This is a genomic window from Novosphingobium sp. 32-60-15, assembly GCF_002280675.1.
Lineage (GTDB): Bacteria > Pseudomonadota > Alphaproteobacteria > Sphingomonadales > Sphingomonadaceae > Novosphingobium.
In genome coordinates, this window is the sequence record NZ_NCEN01000003.1 from 113,166 (window position 1) to 130,797 (window position 17,632).

Consider the following 17,632-nt stretch of genomic DNA (forward strand, 5'->3'; position numbering starts at 1 on the left):
CCATGGAAAACCGTCTTTTTGACCTGACCGGGATGACTGCTCTGGTCACGGGTGCCGCTGGGGGTATTGGTTCGGCGATCTGCCATGCGCTTGCCAGCCAGGGTGCGCGGTTGGCGCTTTCGGGGACAAACCCCGCAAAACTTCGCGCCTTTCGCGAGGAGTTGAACGAAACCTACAATCAGGATCACGTCGAGATTACCTGTGACTTGTCGAATACCGAGCAGGTCGAGCATCTCGTGCCTGCTGCACTCGATACTTTGGGCAAGCTGGATATTCTGGTGAACAACGCCGGAATTACGCGCGACAACCTGACCATGCGGATGAAGGATGAAGAGTGGGATGCGGTGATCCGCGTCAACCTTGAAGCAGCCTTCCGCTTGATGCGCGCGGCGACCAAGCCGATGATGAAGGCGCGGTTTGGCCGCATCGTCACGATCACTAGCGTTGTGGGTGCCACCGGCAATCCCGGACAGATCAACTATGCCGCCGCCAAGGCGGGGCTTGTCGGCATGTCGAAATCCTTGGGGCAGGAATTGGCCACCCGCAATGTGACGGTCAATTGCGTCGCGCCCGGCTTTATCCGCACTGCCATGACCGACATCCTGCCCGATGCGCAGAAGGACGCGCTTAACGCGCGCATCCCGATGGGCCGGATGGGCGAGGGATCAGACATCGGCGCAGCCGTCGCCTACCTTGCCTCGCGTGAAGCAGGTTATGTCACCGGGCAGACGCTGCACGTGAATGGCGGCATGGCTATGATGTCCTGATCCGGGGCAGTGAGGCGTATTGGCCCCCGATATCCCCGGAATGGGTGCGTTTTATCCCCAGCTTAGGCGGTATGGGCGGGACTGGCGCTTGCCGCGTCTCGCCCTCGCGTTAAGACAGATGGTCCGAACCGTACGCTGGGGACGTGATTCCCCAGCCCTGTCAATGCACGGGGAAGGGCTTTGCCCGTACCCGGGGGGATCGAGACGAAATGAAGGCGACGATTGAACGCGCGACGTTGCTGCGCTGCTTGTCCCACGTCCAGTCGGTGGTTGAACGCCGCAATACCATTCCGATTCTGTCGAATGTGCTGATCGAAGCATTGCCCGGCAATCGGGTGCGATTGATGGCAACCGACCTTGATTTGCAGATCATTGAATCAATGGCTGCTGTTTCGGTGGAAATGCCCGGCGCAATCACCGTATCGGCGCATTTGCTGTTCGATATCGCCCGCAAGTTGCCAGATGGCAGCCAAGTAAGCCTTGAAACAGCTGACAACCGTATGGTGGTCAAGGCAGGCCGCAGCCGCTTCCAGCTGCCCACCTTGCCGCGTGATGATTTTCCTGTGATCGTTGAAGGTGATCTGCCGCACAGCTTTGAAGTGCCAGCCCGCACTTTGGCCGAACTGATTGATCGCACACGTTTTGCGATCTCAACCGAAGAAACGCGCTATTACCTCAACGGTATCTTCCTCCACGTTTCGGACGATCAACAGCCCGTGCTGAAAGCTGCGGCGACTGACGGCCACCGTCTGGCCCGCTTCACCATTGCCCGCCCCGAAGGCGCTGAAGGCATGCCCGATGTGATCGTGCCGCGCAAATGCGTTGGCGAATTGCGCAAGCTGCTCGAAGAAGTGCTTGATACCGCAGTGCTGCTTGATCTTTCGGCCAGCAAAGTGCGCTTTACGCTTGGCGGGGAAAACGGCGTTGTCCTCACCAGCAAGCTGATTGACGGCACGTTCCCTGACTATAGCCGCGTGATTCCCACCGGTAACGACAAGCTGCTCCGGCTTGATCCGCGCGCCTTCTTTGAAGGCGTTGATCGTGTGGCTACCATCGCTACGGAAAAGACCCGCGCTGTGAAAATGGCGCTGGATAAAGACCGTGTCACGCTGTCGGTCACCAGCCCGGACAACGGCACCGCAGCCGAAGAAATCGCTGCCGACTATTCGGCTGACGGTTTTGAAATCGGCTTTAACGCCAATTACCTCAAAGACATTCTCAGCCAGATTGATGGTGATACGGTGGAATTGCATCTTGCCGATGCAGGGGCACCCACGCTGATCCGCAAAGACGATAAGTCGGCTGCACTATACGTACTAATGCCTATGCGGGTTTAGTGTCTCTTGACCCTGAACTTTCGCGCATGTTGACCCGGTGCAGGCTGAACAGATTGGGCTCCAACCTGCACATAGCCTTGCCAATCCGTTAACATTGCAGTTGTATTTCGGTGGGTTATTACGGGACCTATTGTTACCCTGTGATTCAAATTACCATGGCACATTAGGCTGATGCGGAGGGATCACTCTCTTCGGATCAGGAGTAATGGGTATGACGCCAGTGGTTGAGAATCGGGATATCGCGAAGAAGCTTGAGTTCTACAACATCAGCTCCGCTGATTTTGAGAGGTTCTCAGGATTGGCGCGCGCGCTCGACAAGTACGCCCCGGCCGCACTCGACAAGCTTTACGAACAGATTGCGTCAACGCCTGAAACTGCTGCTTTCTTTGGCTCGCGCAAAATGATGACTCATGCGCGGGACGAGCAAGTTCAGCATTGGGCCAGCATGTTTGCCGGCCGTGCCGACAACGCTTACTTCGATAGCGCAGAAGTGGTCGGCAATGTCCATGCGCGGATCGGCCTGGAGCCGGGCTGGTACATCGGCGCTTACGCGATGATGCTTGATCAGGTCATCAACGGTATGTTCGCAGGCCCCGCGGGCATGATGGGCGCCAAGAAAAAAGCACGTTCCGTCGGCTCGCTGGTCAAGATGGCGCTGCTTGATATGGAAATCGCCATTTCGGCTTACTTTAAAGTTGAAGAACGCGCCCGAATCGCCGTGATTGACGAAGTCAGCGCTTCCTTGAGCGCGATGGCTGAGGGCGATTTTGCTACCAAAGCTCCTGAATTGCCGGCCGCATTTGCCGAACTTCAAGCGCGTCTGGACGGTATGCGCCATCAAGTATCGCAGGCCCTTGGTGACGTCGCGGATACGTCGACGGCTGTGGGCATCGGCGCGAAGGAAATTCGTCAAGCCTCTGATGATTTGGCGCGCCGTACCGAACAGCAGGCGGCGAGCCTGGAAGAAGCATCGGCTGCGATGACCACACTGGCATCCAACGTGCGCGATTCTGCAAAAGACGCAGCCCACATGCATGATTCAGTGCAACAGGCCCATGGCGAAGCGATGAAGGGCGGGGCAGTAGTCGGCGAAGCGGTAGCCGCAATGAAAGACATCCACAGCTCGGCGCAAGAGATCGGCAAGATCATCTCGGTCATCGATGGCATCGCCTTCCAGACCAACCTGCTGGCCCTCAATGCCGGGGTTGAGGCTGCCCGTGCCGGTGAAGCCGGGCGCGGGTTCGCCGTCGTCGCCACCGAAGTACGGGCCTTGGCCCAGCGTACCGCCGATGCGGCAAGCGACATCAAGACCTTGATCAGCGCCAGTTCCAGCCAGGTTGAACGCGGCGTAAACCTGGTCGGCCAATCTGGCGAAACATTCGCTGTTATCGTTGAACAAGTGGGCCATGTGGCGGAACTTGCCAGCAACATCGCCCGCATGGCCAGCGAACAAGCCACCAACATTGGCCAAGTGCGCGAAACCGTGCGCGAAATGGACACGATGACCCAGCAAAACGCAGCGATGGTTGAAGAAGCTACGGCTGCTGCGCGCAGTCTCGCCAATGAATCCAGTCGGTTGTCGACGCTCGTGTCAAACTTCCGGCTTGAAACACAAGCGGTGGCGGCAGGCTACCGGCACGCAGCCTAACCCCGCGCGTGGATCATCTCGGCAATGTCGACGAATTTCTCGCGCGGGGCGCCATCGCGGGCGCGTGAGGATTCAGCCTCCTCGATCTTTTTCCAATCCTGAAATGTGACGACGTTCAATTTGCGTGTCGCGGCCAAGGCATCAAAGCCGCGACCGCCCGGTTTGCCCTCGCCAGACGTGAGATCCTGCGCGATCATTTCGATAACCCCGAAGCCATCCGGGCGGTTGGTTCCGATGGTCCCTGACGGCCCGCGCCGCGCCCAACCGACGCAATACAGCCCGCGCAGAATGCGGCCTTCGTCATTGGCAAAGCGGCCAGCGCGTTCATCAAATGGTACACCGGCAATGGGTGTGGTCTGATATCCAATGCAGGATACCACAAGGTCTGCAGGGATACGGTAGAATTCACCTGTACCAATGGCGCGGCCCGTTTCAATTCTGGTGCGCTCAACCTCAAGCGCTTCAACTTTGCCGGTGCCCAGCAAGGCACGCGGAGAGGCGAAGAAATCGAACTCGATTTCCAGCGGCATGGCGGCGTGGTGGCTGCGCGTGATTGTGGCAAATGATCGCAGTTGTGTCACCGATTTGCGCATGCCGGGTTCCAGCAGCGCGTCCTCGGCAAGATCGGGCAGATCCTTGGGGTCAACCCACGGAGTTGCGCGCGAGAGGTGGCCCAATTCGCCAAGTTCCTTGGGTGTCATCATAATTTGATGCGGCCCGCGCCGGCCAAGAATAATGATGCGGCGTATTTTCGATGTCATCAACCGTTCAAGTGCATGGCCAACGATGTCGCTTCCAGCAAATTCCTCACGTGTCTTTGAAAGGATGCGTGCCACGTCCAACGCGACATTGCCCATGCCGATGACCACAGCGGTTTGGCCTGAAAGATCAGGGTCGAGCGCTGCAAATTCGGGGTGACCATTGTACCACCCCACAAACGCTGCGCTGCCATGGACATTGCCCAAATGATCACCGGGAATGCCCAACTGCCGGTCCCGTGGCGCACCGGTTGCCAGGATGACGGCATCATAGAGCCCCTGCAATTCCTCGACCGATACGTCATGCCCGACTTTGACATTGCCAACAAAGCGGACGTTCTGGGACAGGGCGGTTTGTTCATAGCGGCGCGCCACGCCCTTGATGGATTGGTGATCGGGAGCAACGCCAAAGCGGATCAGTCCATAAGGTACTGGTAACATGTCGAAAATATCGACGCAGACGTCATCGCCCCACTGCTTCTGTGCAGCTTCGGCAGTGTAGTAACCCGCCGGTCCCGAACCGATGATCGCGATATGCCGCATAGTTTCTCCATGCTTCCCGTCCCACAAAGGATGCTATCGCAAGCTGATCAAAAGGAAAGCGCAGAAACCGTTGGAGCCATCAAAGAGTTACCCTACGAACAGGCCCTGACCCTAGTCTGCGGTGTTCGACAGGCTCAATCTTCGTCGAGAAACGCGCGCATCTTGCTGATAAACAGGTCCCGCTGTGAAAGCATGAACAGATGTCCCCCACCGTCAAACATCTCAAGCCTGCTGCCGGGAATGGCGTTGTGCAGGAAATGCGCGTTGGCAGGTGGCACCAATTGGTCCTGCTCATCGGCCATGATCATCACCGGCACTGACAGCAGCGATAGAAACGGGAGGCTCGTCCAGGTTGATATGGCGGCAAGTTGGTAGGAAAAACCGAACGGTGACGGGGCTTTCACGGCGTTCAGCGAGATGCGCTCATTCCCGCCACCGTTGTAAATTGATGCCAGATTGCGGCGCAGTGTGCGTTCAACCGTATACTCACGCGGATCGGCCATGTGCGCCAAGATCGACATGTTTCCGGGTACCATCGTCGCCCCGGCCGTTGTGGCGGCCAACACGACTTTCCCCGTACGCGCCCGATGCTGGAACGCAAATTGCTGTGCCAACGCGCCGCCCCAACTGATTCCCAGCAAGTCGGCCCGCTCGATATCCAACCGGTCCAGCAGCGCCGCCGTGGTCAATGCGATACACGACATCGTGTACGGAATGATGGGATCGGGCGAATTGCCAATACCGGGCATATCAAAGCAAATAACCTCACGCTCGGGCAAGGCGCGCGCCAACGGGCCAAGCAATTCAAGGTTTAGACCAATACCGTTAAGCATTAGCAGCGGCGGATGATCAGTGGCACCGACATGCCACCGGGCAACGCGCAGACGGCGTCCGGCAACCCCTATCATTGATACTTGTGCTGTTTTGGCCACTTTACCCTCGCATGTCTTGGCGCGGTGCCTATCACCTTCGCAATCGCAGCAAAAGCATTCGATTGTGGTCTGGCTTAACCCTTTTTCAAAGGGCTGTGATGCAAAGCTGCGCACATGTCCGCAGAACCTCAGCCAGATTCATCCATCACCGATTTCAAGCCTATGAATTCTGGCGGAGATTTCGCGCGTACGCGTCGGCGGGACCGGGCGCCGGCAACTGTTGCGCGTGATTCGGGCGGAGGTTACCTGTTCGGCAACGATCCAGCCAAGCAACTCATTTCATCAGAATGGCCAAGGATGGCTGTGGTGATGGTTATGACTTTGGCTCTTTTGACATCGCTGAATCTGGTCATTCCGCCACTGTTGCCGACGGCGGTTGCACTGTCTGCAGCTGGTTTGGCGGCAATAGCTGTCATAGGCCTGAGGATTGAAGGTCAGCGTACGCTTACATCCGGCCAGCGCATGGCCATTGTGGGCGTTGTCATCGCTTTGCCGATGTTCCTTTTTGGCGCGGCCATGGGGCTTTTTGTAGAAGCTGGCGTGTTCGAATGGTTTGAATGCATTGCCGCCATTGCTACAGTCGCGTTGGTTGCCACAATTATCCAGTCCGGACGCTTGGTCGGGGTACTGGCTGCACAAGTTGCAGCTTGGTCGGGCTTAACGTGCGCTGCCAGCACGTTGGGCGGTTTTATTGCGCTGGTCTTGGGTTTTGCAATCGCCATAGTCGCTTATAAGCGCCAACATGCCATTGACCTGATTGTTCGCGAAAAGGCCGAAAAGGATCAACGCGCGCAGACCCGGGCACAAGAAATTCTCGCCGACTATGAAGAGACGGGCCAAGGCTGGTTTTGGGAAACAGACCGCCGCGGCCATATGACGTATCTCTCCGGCCCCGTCGCCGAAACGCTGGGCCGCAAGGTCACTGAAATGATCGGTCGGCCCTTCACGGAACTGTTCAACCTGAAAGAGCTATCGGGCGAGGGCGAACGCACACTGACGTTCCACTTGTCCGCGCGTTCAAGCTTCAGCGACCTTGCTGTGCGCGCCGCTGTGAACGATGAGGAACGCTGGTGGTCGATTAACGGACGCCCCACATACGATACTTTCAATAACTTTGCCGGATTTCGGGGCTCGGGCACGGACCTCACGGAAAAGCGCCGCTCGCAAGAACATGCCTCACGGCTTGCGCACTTTGATTCGCTCACCGGGCTGTCAAACCGCTTCCGCATGTCGCAGACGCTTGAGAAAATCCTGCTTGCGCCGCAAGTCAACCAGCGCGCATGTGCGGTGTTCCTGCTCGATCTTGACCGGTTCAAGCAGGTTAACGATACGCTCGGCCATCCGGCTGGGGATGCGTTGCTGAAGCACGTATCCCAGCGGCTGGAACGTGTTGTGGGCAAGATGGGCCGCGTCGGACGGCTTGGCGGCGATGAATTCCAGGTCATCCTCCCCGGCAAGATCGAACGCGATTTGCTGGCGCAATTGGCCGTGCGGGTGATCGAAAGCCTGTCACAGCCCTATTCGATTGAGGGCAGCCGCGTGATGATCGGGGCATCGGTCGGCATTGCTATTGCGCCGGACGACGGCGTAACCAGCGAAGCCTTGATCCGCAATGCCGACTTGGCGCTTTATGCCGCCAAAGATGGCGGGCGGGGGCGCCATCACTTTTACGCAGCCGACCTTCACAGCGATGCAGAAGAGCGCCGCCAGTTGGAAGAAGACTTGCGCGATGCGGTTACAACCGGCGGGCTGGAGCTTTATTATCAGCCTGTCGTTCAGGTTTCGACCGAGAAGATTACCGGTTTCGAAGCCCTGCTACGCTGGAATCATCCGAAGCAGGGTTGGATCAGCCCCGCCCGGTTCATTCCCGTGGCCGAAGATACCGGCCTCATCGCTCCGATCGGCGAATGGGCACTGCGCAAAGCGTGTCAGGATCTGGCGACATGGCCGGAAAGTGTCCGGGTTGCGGTCAATGTTTCGCCGCTACAGTTCGCAAATCCGTCATTGCCGCTGGTCGTTACCAACGCACTGGCCAATGCGCAGGTTTCGGCTGACCGGCTGGAGTTGGAAATCACCGAAAGTGTCTTCCTCAACGATGACGCGGGCACGGATCAGATGTTCAAGTCGCTAAAGGCCATTGGCGTACGCCTTGCTTTGGATGACTTTGGCACGGGCTATTCGTCGCTTGGATACCTGAAGACGGCCCCGTTCGATAAGATCAAGATCGATCAGTCGTTCGTGCGCGGAGCTACGCAACCCGGCAGCCGCAATGGTGCGATCATATCGTCCATCGGCAGCCTTGCCGAAGCGCTTGGCATGGAAACGACCGCAGAAGGCGTTGAAACGCTGGACGAACTGGACCTTGTCCGGATGCTTGGCTGCAGCCACGTGCAGGGCTATATCTATGAACGTCCGCTCTCGGCCATGAACGCTATGGCACGGCTAAATACGGGACTTATGGCCATTGCCCAAGGTCCGCGCTCTGCCCGTGCAGCGCGCCAGACTATGTTGCGCAAAGTTCTGCTCGAACATGCCGAACACAGTTATGATGCGATGATCCGCAACATCAGCCAGACGGGCGCGTTGATCGAAGGCTTGTGGAATGTGCCTGCCGGTACGATGTTCCGCATCCATTTGGCCGAAAATCACATTGTTACCGGCACTTGCCGTTGGGCCAGCGATGACCGCATGGGCGTGGAATTCTCAACGCCATTGTCGCTCGACGATAACGGACGGGTTGCCGTACTGGCAGGACGCCCGGTCTCGTCAGACAATGACATGATTGTTCAGCGCAAGGTGGGTTAACCCAGAGCTGCTTGCTTTTCTTCGGCCAGACGGTCCAATTCTGCGCGGCTTTTCTTTTCGGCAGATGTCTTGAGCTGCCCGCAAGCTGCATCAATATCGCGGCCGCGTGGCGTGCGCACCGGCGCTGAAATGCCTGCTGCAAACACGATCTCGGCAAAGCGCTTGATGCGTTCCGGGGTCGAGCATTCATAAGCCGCCCCGTCCCACGGATTGAACGGGATGAGGTTCACCTTGGCGGGCAGGTTGTACTGCTTGATCAGGCGGATCAATTCGCGCGCGTCGGCGTCACTGTCGTTCTTGTCTCTCAGCATGACATATTCGAACGTGATGCGCCGTGCGTTTGAAGCTCCGGGGTAATCGGCGCAGGCTTGTAGCAGTTCTTCGATCCCGTACTTGCGGTTGATCGGCACAATCTCGTCGCGCACTTCCTTGGTTACAGCATGCAGCGACACGGCAAGGTTCACGCCGATTTCCGCGCCGGCACGCGCCATCATCGGCACCACGCCGCTGGTTGAAAGCGTGATCCGCCGCTTGGACAGGGCAAGTCCATCGCCATCCATCACCAGTTTCAATGCATCGCGCACATTGTCAAAGTTATACAGCGGCTCACCCATGCCCATCATCACGATGTTGGTTAGCAGGCGGCCATCGGCGGTGTAGATGCCATCATCATCGGCCTCACCATCGTCATCATCAAAATCAAGGCCGGCCATGGTCCCGCCTGCCTTGGGCCATTCACCCAGAGAATCGCGCGCCAGCATGACCTGGCCCACAATCTCGCCCGGTGTCAGGTTGCGCACCAGCCGCATCGTTCCCGTATGGCAGAACCGGCAATTCAACGTGCAGCCCACTTGGCTTGAAACGCACAGCGTTCCGCGATCGGCGTCGGGGATGAACACCATCTCGAAATCGTGCTTGTCTGCTGTGCGCAACAGCCACTTGCGCGTGCCATCGTTGGAAACCTGCGCCTCGACAATTTCGGGACGACCGATCACGAACCGTTCCGCCAGCCATGGACGCATGGTCTTGGCAATGTCGGTCATCGCCTCAAATTCGGTCACACCGCGATGGTACAGCCAGTGATAGACCTGCTTGGCGCGAAGCTTGGCGGCCTTCACGTCCAACCCTGCCTCGGCAAAGATATCCGCGATCTGTTTGCGCGGCAGGCCGATCAGATCAATCCGGCCATCCTCGCGCGGGGTAACCTCACGCGGTACGGGAACCGGATCGATATGGCCGGGAATGGGCATGTGCGCGGCGGGTTGGTGCGCGTGTTCATTGGTGGTCTGCATGGCGCGCATATAGGCACTTGCGCGCATTGGCGCAAACACCACGACAAATGCCTCGCGCGAATGCCGCATTGCAATATCCGTTCCCGATATTCGACCACCCTTTCACTCATTTCACCGTATTAAATGTGGCTTATATACAACACGTTATTGTTGTCTGAGGTTCAGGAAACTGGATCGTCATTCGTCCATTTGGTGATGACTGTCGTGCCGCAACGCACAATTGGCAGACAGGAATTGGTTGAATGGAGTTTACCATGAAGAAGACTTTCGCAATTTTCGCTGCAACCACTGCCATCGCAGTTGCAGCCCCGGCTTTCGCCCAGGATGCTACCCCGGCAGAGGCCTTCAGCGGCCTGCGCGTCGAAGGTCTTGTCGGCTATGACAAGATCCGCACTGGCAGCACCGAAGACATCGACACCACGCGCGACATCAAGCAGTCGATCAGTGGAGTCGAATATGGCGCAGGCATTGGCTATGACGTTCCGCTTGGCGCCAGCATGACCATCGGCGCCGAAGCTGAAATCACCGAAAGCAGCGCCAGCCGCGATTTCAACAACAGCCAGCCCACCGTGTTCAACCTCGGCAATGTCGATGCCGGTCGCCAATACTACTTCGGCGGTCGTCTCGGCTTCGCGGTCGCTCCAACAACGCTGCTTTATGTGAAGGGTGGCTACAGCAATGCGCGTTTTAACCTTCAGGGCAGCGATGGCACGACGAACCTTCGTCAGCGTCTCGACACTGATGGCTGGCGTGCAGGCGCCGGTATCGAGCAGAAGGTTGGCAGCAATGCCTTCGTAAAGCTTGAATACCGCTACACCAACTACGGCAAGGGCGAATTCGATTTCAACGGCGCAACGCCAGATTCGAGCCGCTTTGAACTCGACACCGATCGTCACAACGTGATGGCAGGCGTCGGCGTCCGTTTCTGATCTTTCAGAACTGAAGCCAAAAGAAAGGGCGGGCCACAAGGCTCGCCCTTTTTTCGTGGGCCGCCCACGCCAACCCTGCGCACACACTCAAACAAAGGCGTACTGGCAAGGGTACAGCAACCTTATCGCTCACCATTCTCGACAAAGTGAGAAGCACCACTTTCGCTTTGCCGGGCAAGCGCCTACATGGACGGAACTATGGCACGTCCTGTAAATCCCGAGTTTGAAAAAACCAAAGTCGTCGCCGAAAACCGGCGCGCGCGCTTCGAATATTTCATCGAAGACCGGTACGAAGCTGGCATTTGCCTGACCGGAACCGAGGTGAAGTCCCTGCGCTTTGGCGAAGGCTCCATCGCCGAAAGCTATGCCGAGGTGAAAAACGGCGAAGTGTGGCTGGTCAATTCCAACGTGCCCGAATTCAGCCACGGCAACCGCAACAATCACGTGCCCAAACGTCCGCGCAAACTGCTGCTGAAAGAGCGGCAGATCGCCAAATTCCACGGCGCGGTTGAACGCAAGGGCATGACCTTGGTCCCGCTGTCGATCTATTTCAACAGCCGTGGCCGCGCTAAAGTGGAACTTGCGCTGGCCAAAGGCAAGAACGCGGCTGACAAACGCGGCGTGATGAAAGAGCGGGATTGGAAGCGCGACAAGGCCCGGATCATGAAAGATCACGGCTAAGCGTACTAAGCCTCGCGCGCTTCACCGTGTGGTAAGATGGTTTGGTCTAATTGCGGTCTATCGCCCCGTGGTGGAGCGATCGGAATACGGGTAAGAGCAGAAGCGCAATGTTCGACAGAATCGTCACTTGGGCGCGGGCCAACATGCCAAAGCGTGAACAGCTTGAAGGCAATCGCTTTTCTCGCCCGCTTGCTGCGCGTCATGAATTGTGGCGTTTTACCCGCCGTTCGGTGCCACGCGGCGTCGCGGCGGGCTTGTTCGTCGGCATCTTTGCGCTCATCCCCGGCGTCCAGATTGTTGGTGCAGCGTTGATGTGCGTACCGGTGCGCGGCAACATTCCGCTCGCAGTGCTGATGACGTTCGTTTCCATTCCGCCAACCACGTTGTTTGTATTCCTGCCTGGCGCGGTGTGGGTGGGCAACAGCTTCGGTTTCCACGCTGATTTTTCAACGATCAGCGAAATGGTGACGCGCGGGGCCAGCGTAGGCGACTGGTTCGCGTGGCTGGGCACAGATGCGGCGCCGTCGCTCATCATCGGCCTGTTCCTGATCGCGGTCGTTTCGGCGGTTGTGGGCTACTTTCTATCGGCCATCGGTTGGCGTTGGTGGACCGCGCGCAAACATCGGGCACGCAAGTCTCGCGCCGCCGCGCGGGATTTTCCTGACTGATGGCCAGCGTTGCCAATGAAATTTCCGGACGCGCGCCCTTGCGCGATTGGCTGGTGCTTGGTGGCGCGGTGGCTGCCAGTACAGGCTTGTTGTGGAGCGTTTCCGGTCAGGCCTTGATCGCTGGTGGCTTTGCTGCCGGTGTATTGGTGATCGGTGCAGGCTTGCGGATGATCGCGCGGCCGGTCGCGCCAGAGCTTTCGGCTGACTTTGCTATTCCGGATTGGTCCGTCACCAATGCCGCGATTCAACGGAGTGATGCAGGGCTTGCCATCACGGATCGTGCAGGCCGTCTGGTCTGCTCGAATACTCTGATGGGCGAGTGGTTCGGCGTTTCTGCTGCACCACCACGCCTGCCACTGGATAAGCCGTCGGTCGAAGCGTTAGAGGCCGCCTCACGCGCGGCTTGGCGCGATGGTTCGGCCAAGCTTGATGCGGTGGTTTCCGGCGCCGGCATGTGGCGCGTTGACATCAGTCGGGCAGGGCGCGGTGAAGACTTCCTCGTTTGGCGGTTGTTCCCCGTTGCGACGCACGATCTGGTTCGCGAAATGGCCGGGCACATCGCCGGAAAATTGGGCCGTGCCTTGGCGCGTGAGGGCATTCAAGCCACCGTGGTAACGCCTGAAGGTACAATTCTTGCGGCAAATCCCATGTTTGCGCAGCGTGCGACAGGTGATCCCGCGACTGACCTGACAGGTGCCGATTTCGTCTCGTTCCTTGCCAGCGATGAAGCCGAACGCATTTTCTACACTCGTGAAGCGCGCAAGGGCACACCCGTCCGCCTTGTGCATCTGCCCGTTGCCGATCCGGATGGCATTGCCAATATTGATCCCGCACGCACCGCATCGCTGTTCCTGCTGATCGATAATCAGGGCGGTGTGGGCGAAGTGCGCGCGGGCCTGCCGCAAATCGAAGCTCTGCTATCACGCCTGCCGCTCGGCCTTGCGATGACTGACCGGGATGGCCGCATCCTGTTCGCCAACGCCGCATTCCTGCGCGCAGCTGGCCATGAAGACACCATTCCGCCGCCCTATCCGTCCGATCTCGTGATCAAGGAAGACAAGGGCGCGCTGGCAGACGCAGTGCGCCGATATGCGCAAGGCACACCGATGGCGGGCGATGTGGCCGTGCGGCTGCGTTCATCGCCGGAAGAGCCGGTATCGCTCAGCCTTGCCGGGGTGCGCGGACTGGGTGAGGGGGCTGTCCTGCTCAGCCTCAAGGATTCGTCAGAAGAAACCCGGCTTAAGCGGGAAATTGCGCAAGCCACCAAAATGCAGGCCGTGGGCCAGTTGGCAGGCGGCGTTGCGCATGATTTCAACAATGTGCTCACCGCGATCATCGGTTATTGCGATCTGATGCTAATGCGTCACACGCCGGGTGACAGTGATTACGATGATATTCAGCAGGTTAAGGCGAATTCCAACCGTGCAGCATCGCTAACCCGCCAACTGCTCGCCTTCTCGCGGCAGCAAACCCTGCGTCCCCAAGTGCTGCAATTGCCCGATGTCGTCGCCGAAGTTTACGCGCTGCTCAAACGCTTGATCGGCGAAAAGATCGTGCTCGAAGTCACGCATGATCGTGATCTGGGCTTCGTGCGCGCCGATCCCACGCAGTTGGAACAAGTGTTGCTGAACCTTGCGGTAAATGCCCGCGATGCAATCAATGACAAGCTTGCGGGCAAGTCTGACAAGGGCAGCAGCAAAAGCGGCAGCGGTGGCGTGCTCAAATTGATGACCCGGCGCATCACCGCATCCGATGTGCGCGCGATGAAAAGCGATATCCTGCCTATCGGTGATTACACCGCGCTGGTGGTCGAAGATAACGGACACGGGATCAAGCCCGCCCAAATCGGCAAGATTTTTGAACCGTTCTTTACCACGAAGGAAAAGGGCAAGGGCACCGGGCTTGGCCTTTCCACCGTCTATGGCATCGTCAAACAATCGGGCGGCTTTATTTTTGCAGAAAGCGAAGTGGGGAAATACACCCGCTTTACCATGTACTTGCCGGTCCATGTTCCCGATGCATCTGAAACCGCAGAAGCTGTCAAAGCCGCGCTGCCCAAGCCTGAACCAAAACGCGAATGGAGCGGTGGCGGGCGTATCTTGCTGGTTGAGGACGAGGACACTGTCCGCGCCGTGGCCGAACGCGCGCTTGCACGGCAAGGCTATGAAGTGACCACTGCAGCCGATGGTGAAGAGGGTCTGGAGGCCATCACCAACGGCGGGCAGTTCGATATGGTCGTGTCCGACGTGGTGATGCCATCAATGGACGGTCCCGCCATGGCCCGCGAAATCCGCGCACTAAAGCCCGATCTGCCGTTTCTGTTCATGTCGGGCTATGCCGAAGAAAACTTGCGGCGGGATATCGACATCCCCAACATGCACTTCCTCGCCAAACCATTCTCGGTCCAACAAATCGCAGAAGCTGTCGAACGCGTGCTGCGCGGCGGGTAATTTTTAAAAGACCGCTGTCCTTCCCCGCTTACGGCAAGGGCTGTGGGTGGGCAGAGTGCGCCACGCTCATTTTGCTTGTCGCACCGGCACTTTCAAATTGCATATGTCCAAACCGCCCGCTGGCTGGATATAAAACGGATCGCGCCGATTGGCGCTGGCCTCGGCATAGCGGTGGAACGCGGCGCTTTCGGTCGACAAGAATTCATACCGCGGCATATCAGGCACCGTTTGTCCCATACGGACTGAAACAATCAGCGTGCGTTGCTCCGGCTTTTCATACACACCGTTTGCCGCCTGCGCGCGTGGCAGCGATGACAGGAATTGCATGCCCTCGATCACCCGCCCAACCACGGCAATGTTGCGGTCAAGCTGGCGCGGCGCGTGGCCAATCACGGCATAAAGCTCTGCTCCTGTGCCTGTATCGGGCGACGAATTGCGCGCTACGCCAACCGCTCCATAACAATGCAGCGGCCAAGCCGTCGGGCCAGCGCGCGATGCGCCCAGCGGCCATCCTCGATAGAAAAACGTCTCATCCGCATAAGGATCGGCGTCCTTGATCGCAAGCTTGGTGTGGGTCAGCGCATGCCAGGCCGCATGGGTGCCCTGAATGGTAGCCAACTAGGCATCCAGTTCTTCGTGGCTCGCGCTCTGCTCAGGCCCTTCCGCGCGTAAGACATACGCCTTCTCGGGCACGCTCAGCAGTCCTTGCGGCAGCGGCTTGGCCTTGGCGGCCACTTCGCCATCGGCATCGCCCCACTGCGCCACCCAATTGTCTTGCACCCGGTAAACCGATGTTCCGTCCCACCATCGCGCCGTGGCCAAAGTGCGGACATTGCCAACCCACCCTTGGGAAAAGGGATCGGGCATCAACTGGATCACAACCCGCCGCGCTTTGCCCGCTCCATCAGGCGCAAGGTCCATCACCACCAGATCATCGGGCGAAATCGCCGCCCAATCTGTCGGAGGGGAGGCCGCCACAATCTCGGTGGGTGTGGGCAGGGTTGCAGCAGCCGCTGCGGTGATCAGGGCAAAGAATGACATTTGTCCATCATTGCAGGAACCGACGCCTTGCGAAAGCTCTCACGTGCCGCTAGGGGCTTGCCTTCCAGAGCAATGCGGAGCGGTGGCCGAGTGGTCGAAGGCGCTCGCCTGGAAAGTGAGTATACGCCAAAAGCGTATCGAGGGTTCGAATCCCTCCCGCTCCGCCATACCGCCTTGATTTGATTGATATTTTTTCAAATCAATGCCTTGGTTCCCATAACCGCTCCCCGATAACGCGCTTGCTATAGCCGGACGCCACGGGACAATTCCGCTCGAAAGGCGCTGACCGCACCTCCCTGCCGGAGTGGATGCCATGATGGTCATTCAAGAGGGGATCGCATTCAGGCGGCGACGCCAAAAGCTGGGAACATGGGCACACACCCTACGCGACAAATCGCGGCTGGAAATGGCGAAGTGCTGCAGGTTTTGAGAGGTGGCAGCTTCTCAATCAAAAATGACTTACGACTTGGTTTTGATTGAAAGGGCCGTTTTCTGCTGGTGTGCAGCAAATCATTTTCAATTTTCGTCTCACACATGTGACTCAAAGCAACCATCGCCATAAGAAGGTCGCGTTTGGGAGGGATTCGGATGAAGTTGCTACGGGTAAGCCTTTCTAGCTTCGCGCTACTGTTGTCGGCACCAGCCTTCGCAGGTTTCATGGACGGTGCCGGTGCTGTGGCGAAGCTAATGGCGCAGTATAAAGGGCGGCCCGCCCAAGAGTTGGTCGATGCACTTGGGGATGCGACGGACCAGAAGCAGGTGCTCGATAATATCGTCATTTCCGGCGGCTTCGACTCAGATGATGGCCCTAGCTGCACTTGGAAAATCGTGGCGGACAAGGATCGGATCATCAAAGACATCAGTGTGTTTGGGAATCCTTGGGGATGCGGCCCGGTCGCCAAAAACCTGAAGAAATTTATGAAAGAACATCCGCTACCACTACCTTCGGCAAGCTAGCCGCAGTTCTGCACCAGCCGCGCAATCTCCCGCACATATCGAGCCGCCGCCATCGCCTCGGCAGATCGTGCGCCATGCTTCCGGGCGTTCCTATTCCCCCGAGGTGCGCCCGGATTCGTGCCCCCGTGCATTCGGCACCGCTTCCGCCCTTTCACGGCTGGGGATTGGCATGCAATTCCCGAACGGGTTCGCGCCAAGCAACGCGGGGCCGACGCCAGCCGCTCCGGTTGCATGGGATTGATCGGCGGTTTTTCCATTTTCTGGCCCCCCGGCGTGGTGGTGGAACTGATCGGCAATGACGGCCCGGCCGCCTTCATTCACGTGTACATGCCGCACGGTTTGCTCGCGCGGTTGGTGCAGCTTCGCCAGTTCGGCCAGTGTTGCGCGGCTCCCTGCCTGCGCTTTGAGCGCCAGCCGCATGAATATCTCCATGGCTTGAGGATACTCGCGCATGTTGTAGGAAGCGCGCCGGGCCATTTCGGTGAAAATGCCGTCAAGGGAAATGGCCTGAGCGACAAGCAGGCGACTGGCAATCGATAGGTCGCCCCCTTCCGCCTTCTTCGACTCGCGCAACAGTTCAACATAGAAGTTGCCGAGATCGGGAGACTTGCCGTTATCCGCTCCATTGAGAAGCGCCTCCGTGAAGCGCGATGCAAGATGACCGTGCCGCAATCCCGGCTCTAGCAAATCCTTGGCCAACTGATCGCGCTGCCCGTCATCATGCGTCGGGGCTTTCAATCCGGTCCCGTCGATCCGCTGCGCCCGTTTGGCCCTGATATTTTTCGCCGCCATATCCGCACCTTTGAAATTCGATTTTCACACCC

At 58.3% G+C, this 17,632-nt stretch carries 16 protein-coding genes and 1 tRNA gene; 10 read left to right on the top strand and 7 right to left on the bottom strand.

Annotated elements, in window-relative coordinates:
- The first annotated feature begins 2 nt into the window (after window positions 1-2).
- From fabG to B7Y89_RS03450, 3 genes are all read left to right on the top strand, one after another.
- On the top strand, window positions 3-767 hold the full coding sequence (gene fabG, locus B7Y89_RS03440; RefSeq protein WP_292935766.1) for a 3-oxoacyl-[acyl-carrier-protein] reductase: 765 nt from the start codon (window positions 3-5) through the stop codon (window positions 765-767).
- A gap of 209 nt (window positions 768-976) precedes the next feature.
- Window positions 977-2,104 (top strand): DNA polymerase III subunit beta, encoded by a 1,128-nt coding sequence (dnaN, locus tag B7Y89_RS03445; protein WP_292935768.1) that lies wholly within the window; start codon window positions 977-979, stop codon window positions 2,102-2,104.
- A gap of 211 nt (window positions 2,105-2,315) precedes the next feature.
- Window positions 2,316-3,752, top strand: a complete 1,437-nt coding sequence (locus B7Y89_RS03450) for a globin-coupled sensor protein (protein WP_292935770.1) — start codon at window positions 2,316-2,318, stop codon at window positions 3,750-3,752.
- Here the strand turns inward: B7Y89_RS03450 and B7Y89_RS03455 are convergent.
- Both B7Y89_RS03455 and B7Y89_RS03460 read right to left on the bottom strand, forming a co-directional pair.
- Window positions 3,749-5,053, bottom strand: coding sequence for an FAD-dependent oxidoreductase (locus B7Y89_RS03455; RefSeq protein ID WP_292935771.1), 1,305 nt, complete (start codon window positions 5,051-5,053; stop codon window positions 3,749-3,751). The genes B7Y89_RS03450 and B7Y89_RS03455 overlap by 4 nt on opposite strands.
- Before the next feature lie 134 nt (window positions 5,054-5,187).
- Window positions 5,188-5,961: an alpha/beta hydrolase gene (locus B7Y89_RS03460; protein WP_292935773.1), complete on the bottom strand. Its 774-nt coding sequence runs from the start codon at window positions 5,959-5,961 to the stop codon at window positions 5,188-5,190.
- A 138-nt stretch (window positions 5,962-6,099) separates the two neighbouring features.
- On the opposite strand from B7Y89_RS03460, the gene B7Y89_RS03465 reads away from it, so the two are divergent.
- Complete coding sequence (locus B7Y89_RS03465; RefSeq protein ID WP_292935775.1) at window positions 6,100-8,790, top strand: EAL domain-containing protein; 2,691 nt, start codon at window positions 6,100-6,102, stop codon at window positions 8,788-8,790.
- Here B7Y89_RS03465 and rlmN read toward each other — a convergent pair.
- The gene (gene rlmN, locus B7Y89_RS03470) at window positions 8,787-10,091 is read right to left on the bottom strand and encodes a 23S rRNA (adenine(2503)-C(2))-methyltransferase RlmN (RefSeq protein WP_292935961.1); all 1,305 of its coding nucleotides are present in this window, start codon (window positions 10,089-10,091) and stop codon (window positions 8,787-8,789) included. The genes B7Y89_RS03465 and rlmN overlap by 4 nt on opposite strands.
- Before the next feature lie 245 nt (window positions 10,092-10,336).
- Here rlmN and B7Y89_RS03475 point away from each other — a divergent pair, with 245 nt between their 5' ends.
- The 4 genes from B7Y89_RS03475 to B7Y89_RS03490 all read left to right on the top strand — a co-directional run bounded on the left by B7Y89_RS03475 (window position 10,337) and on the right by B7Y89_RS03490 (window position 14,810).
- On the top strand, window positions 10,337-11,011 hold the full coding sequence (locus tag B7Y89_RS03475) for a porin family protein (protein ID WP_292935777.1): 675 nt from the start codon (window positions 10,337-10,339) through the stop codon (window positions 11,009-11,011).
- 198 nt (window positions 11,012-11,209) lie between these two features.
- Window positions 11,210-11,692, top strand: coding sequence for an SsrA-binding protein SmpB (gene smpB / locus B7Y89_RS03480; protein ID WP_054107393.1), 483 nt, complete (start codon window positions 11,210-11,212; stop codon window positions 11,690-11,692).
- Between the two features lie 107 nt (window positions 11,693-11,799).
- Window positions 11,800-12,360 (top strand): DUF2062 domain-containing protein, encoded by a 561-nt coding sequence (locus tag B7Y89_RS03485; RefSeq protein ID WP_292935781.1) that lies wholly within the window; start codon window positions 11,800-11,802, stop codon window positions 12,358-12,360.
- Complete coding sequence (locus B7Y89_RS03490; RefSeq protein WP_292935783.1) at window positions 12,360-14,810, top strand: response regulator; 2,451 nt, start codon at window positions 12,360-12,362, stop codon at window positions 14,808-14,810. Before B7Y89_RS03485 ends, B7Y89_RS03490 begins: the two co-directional genes overlap by 1 nt.
- Window positions 14,811-14,876: 66 nt before the next feature.
- Here the strand turns inward: B7Y89_RS03490 and B7Y89_RS18265 are convergent, their stop codons facing one another.
- Entirely contained in the window at window positions 14,877-15,428 is a 552-nt protein-coding gene (locus B7Y89_RS18265) for a peptidylprolyl isomerase (RefSeq protein ID WP_366415580.1), read from the bottom strand.
- Window positions 15,429-15,851 (bottom strand): hypothetical protein, encoded by a 423-nt coding sequence (locus tag B7Y89_RS18270; RefSeq protein ID WP_366415582.1) that lies wholly within the window; start codon window positions 15,849-15,851, stop codon window positions 15,429-15,431. It abuts the gene before it with no gap.
- A gap of 76 nt (window positions 15,852-15,927) precedes the next feature.
- Between B7Y89_RS18270 and B7Y89_RS03500 the strand changes: the two genes are divergently transcribed.
- Window positions 15,928-16,018 (top strand) — tRNA-Ser (locus B7Y89_RS03500).
- Window positions 16,019-16,439: 421 nt separating this feature from the next.
- A complete protein-coding gene (locus tag B7Y89_RS03505) occupies window positions 16,440-16,808 on the top strand; it encodes a hypothetical protein (protein WP_292935785.1) in 369 nt (122 codons plus the stop codon).
- On the opposite strand, the gene B7Y89_RS18275 is transcribed toward B7Y89_RS03505, so the two are convergent.
- Window positions 16,805-16,963: a hypothetical protein gene (locus B7Y89_RS18275; protein ID WP_366415584.1), complete on the bottom strand. Its 159-nt coding sequence runs from the start codon at window positions 16,961-16,963 to the stop codon at window positions 16,805-16,807. The two genes, B7Y89_RS03505 and B7Y89_RS18275, sit on opposite strands and share 4 nt — an antisense overlap.
- Window positions 16,899-17,600, bottom strand: a complete 702-nt coding sequence (locus B7Y89_RS03510) for a hypothetical protein (protein ID WP_292935787.1) — start codon at window positions 17,598-17,600, stop codon at window positions 16,899-16,901. The genes B7Y89_RS18275 and B7Y89_RS03510 overlap by 65 nt, the downstream gene beginning before the upstream one ends.
- Window positions 17,601-17,632: the final 32 nt, after the last annotated feature.

Coding starts and splice junctions, on each gene's coding strand:
- fabG (WP_292935766.1), top strand. CDS start 3: ATGGAAAACCGTCTTTTTGACCTGACCGGGATGACTGCTCTGGTCACG.
- dnaN (WP_292935768.1), top strand. CDS start 977: ATGAAGGCGACGATTGAACGCGCGACGTTGCTGCGCTGCTTGTCCCAC.
- B7Y89_RS03450 (WP_292935770.1), top strand. CDS start 2,316: ATGACGCCAGTGGTTGAGAATCGGGATATCGCGAAGAAGCTTGAGTTC.
- B7Y89_RS03455 (WP_292935771.1), bottom strand. CDS start 5,053: ATGCGGCATATCGCGATCATCGGTTCGGGACCGGCGGGTTACTACACT.
- B7Y89_RS03460 (WP_292935773.1), bottom strand. CDS start 5,961: ATGATAGGGGTTGCCGGACGCCGTCTGCGCGTTGCCCGGTGGCATGTC.
- B7Y89_RS03465 (WP_292935775.1), top strand. CDS start 6,100: ATGTCCGCAGAACCTCAGCCAGATTCATCCATCACCGATTTCAAGCCT.
- rlmN (WP_292935961.1), bottom strand. CDS start 10,091: ATGCGCGCCATGCAGACCACCAATGAACACGCGCACCAACCCGCCGCG.
- B7Y89_RS03475 (WP_292935777.1), top strand. CDS start 10,337: ATGAAGAAGACTTTCGCAATTTTCGCTGCAACCACTGCCATCGCAGTT.
- smpB (WP_054107393.1), top strand. CDS start 11,210: ATGGCACGTCCTGTAAATCCCGAGTTTGAAAAAACCAAAGTCGTCGCC.
- B7Y89_RS03485 (WP_292935781.1), top strand. CDS start 11,800: ATGTTCGACAGAATCGTCACTTGGGCGCGGGCCAACATGCCAAAGCGT.
- B7Y89_RS03490 (WP_292935783.1), top strand. CDS start 12,360: ATGGCCAGCGTTGCCAATGAAATTTCCGGACGCGCGCCCTTGCGCGAT.
- B7Y89_RS18270 (WP_366415582.1), bottom strand. CDS start 15,851: ATGTCATTCTTTGCCCTGATCACCGCAGCGGCTGCTGCAACCCTGCCC.
- B7Y89_RS03505 (WP_292935785.1), top strand. CDS start 16,440: ATGAAGTTGCTACGGGTAAGCCTTTCTAGCTTCGCGCTACTGTTGTCG.
- B7Y89_RS03510 (WP_292935787.1), bottom strand. CDS start 17,600: ATGGCGGCGAAAAATATCAGGGCCAAACGGGCGCAGCGGATCGACGGG.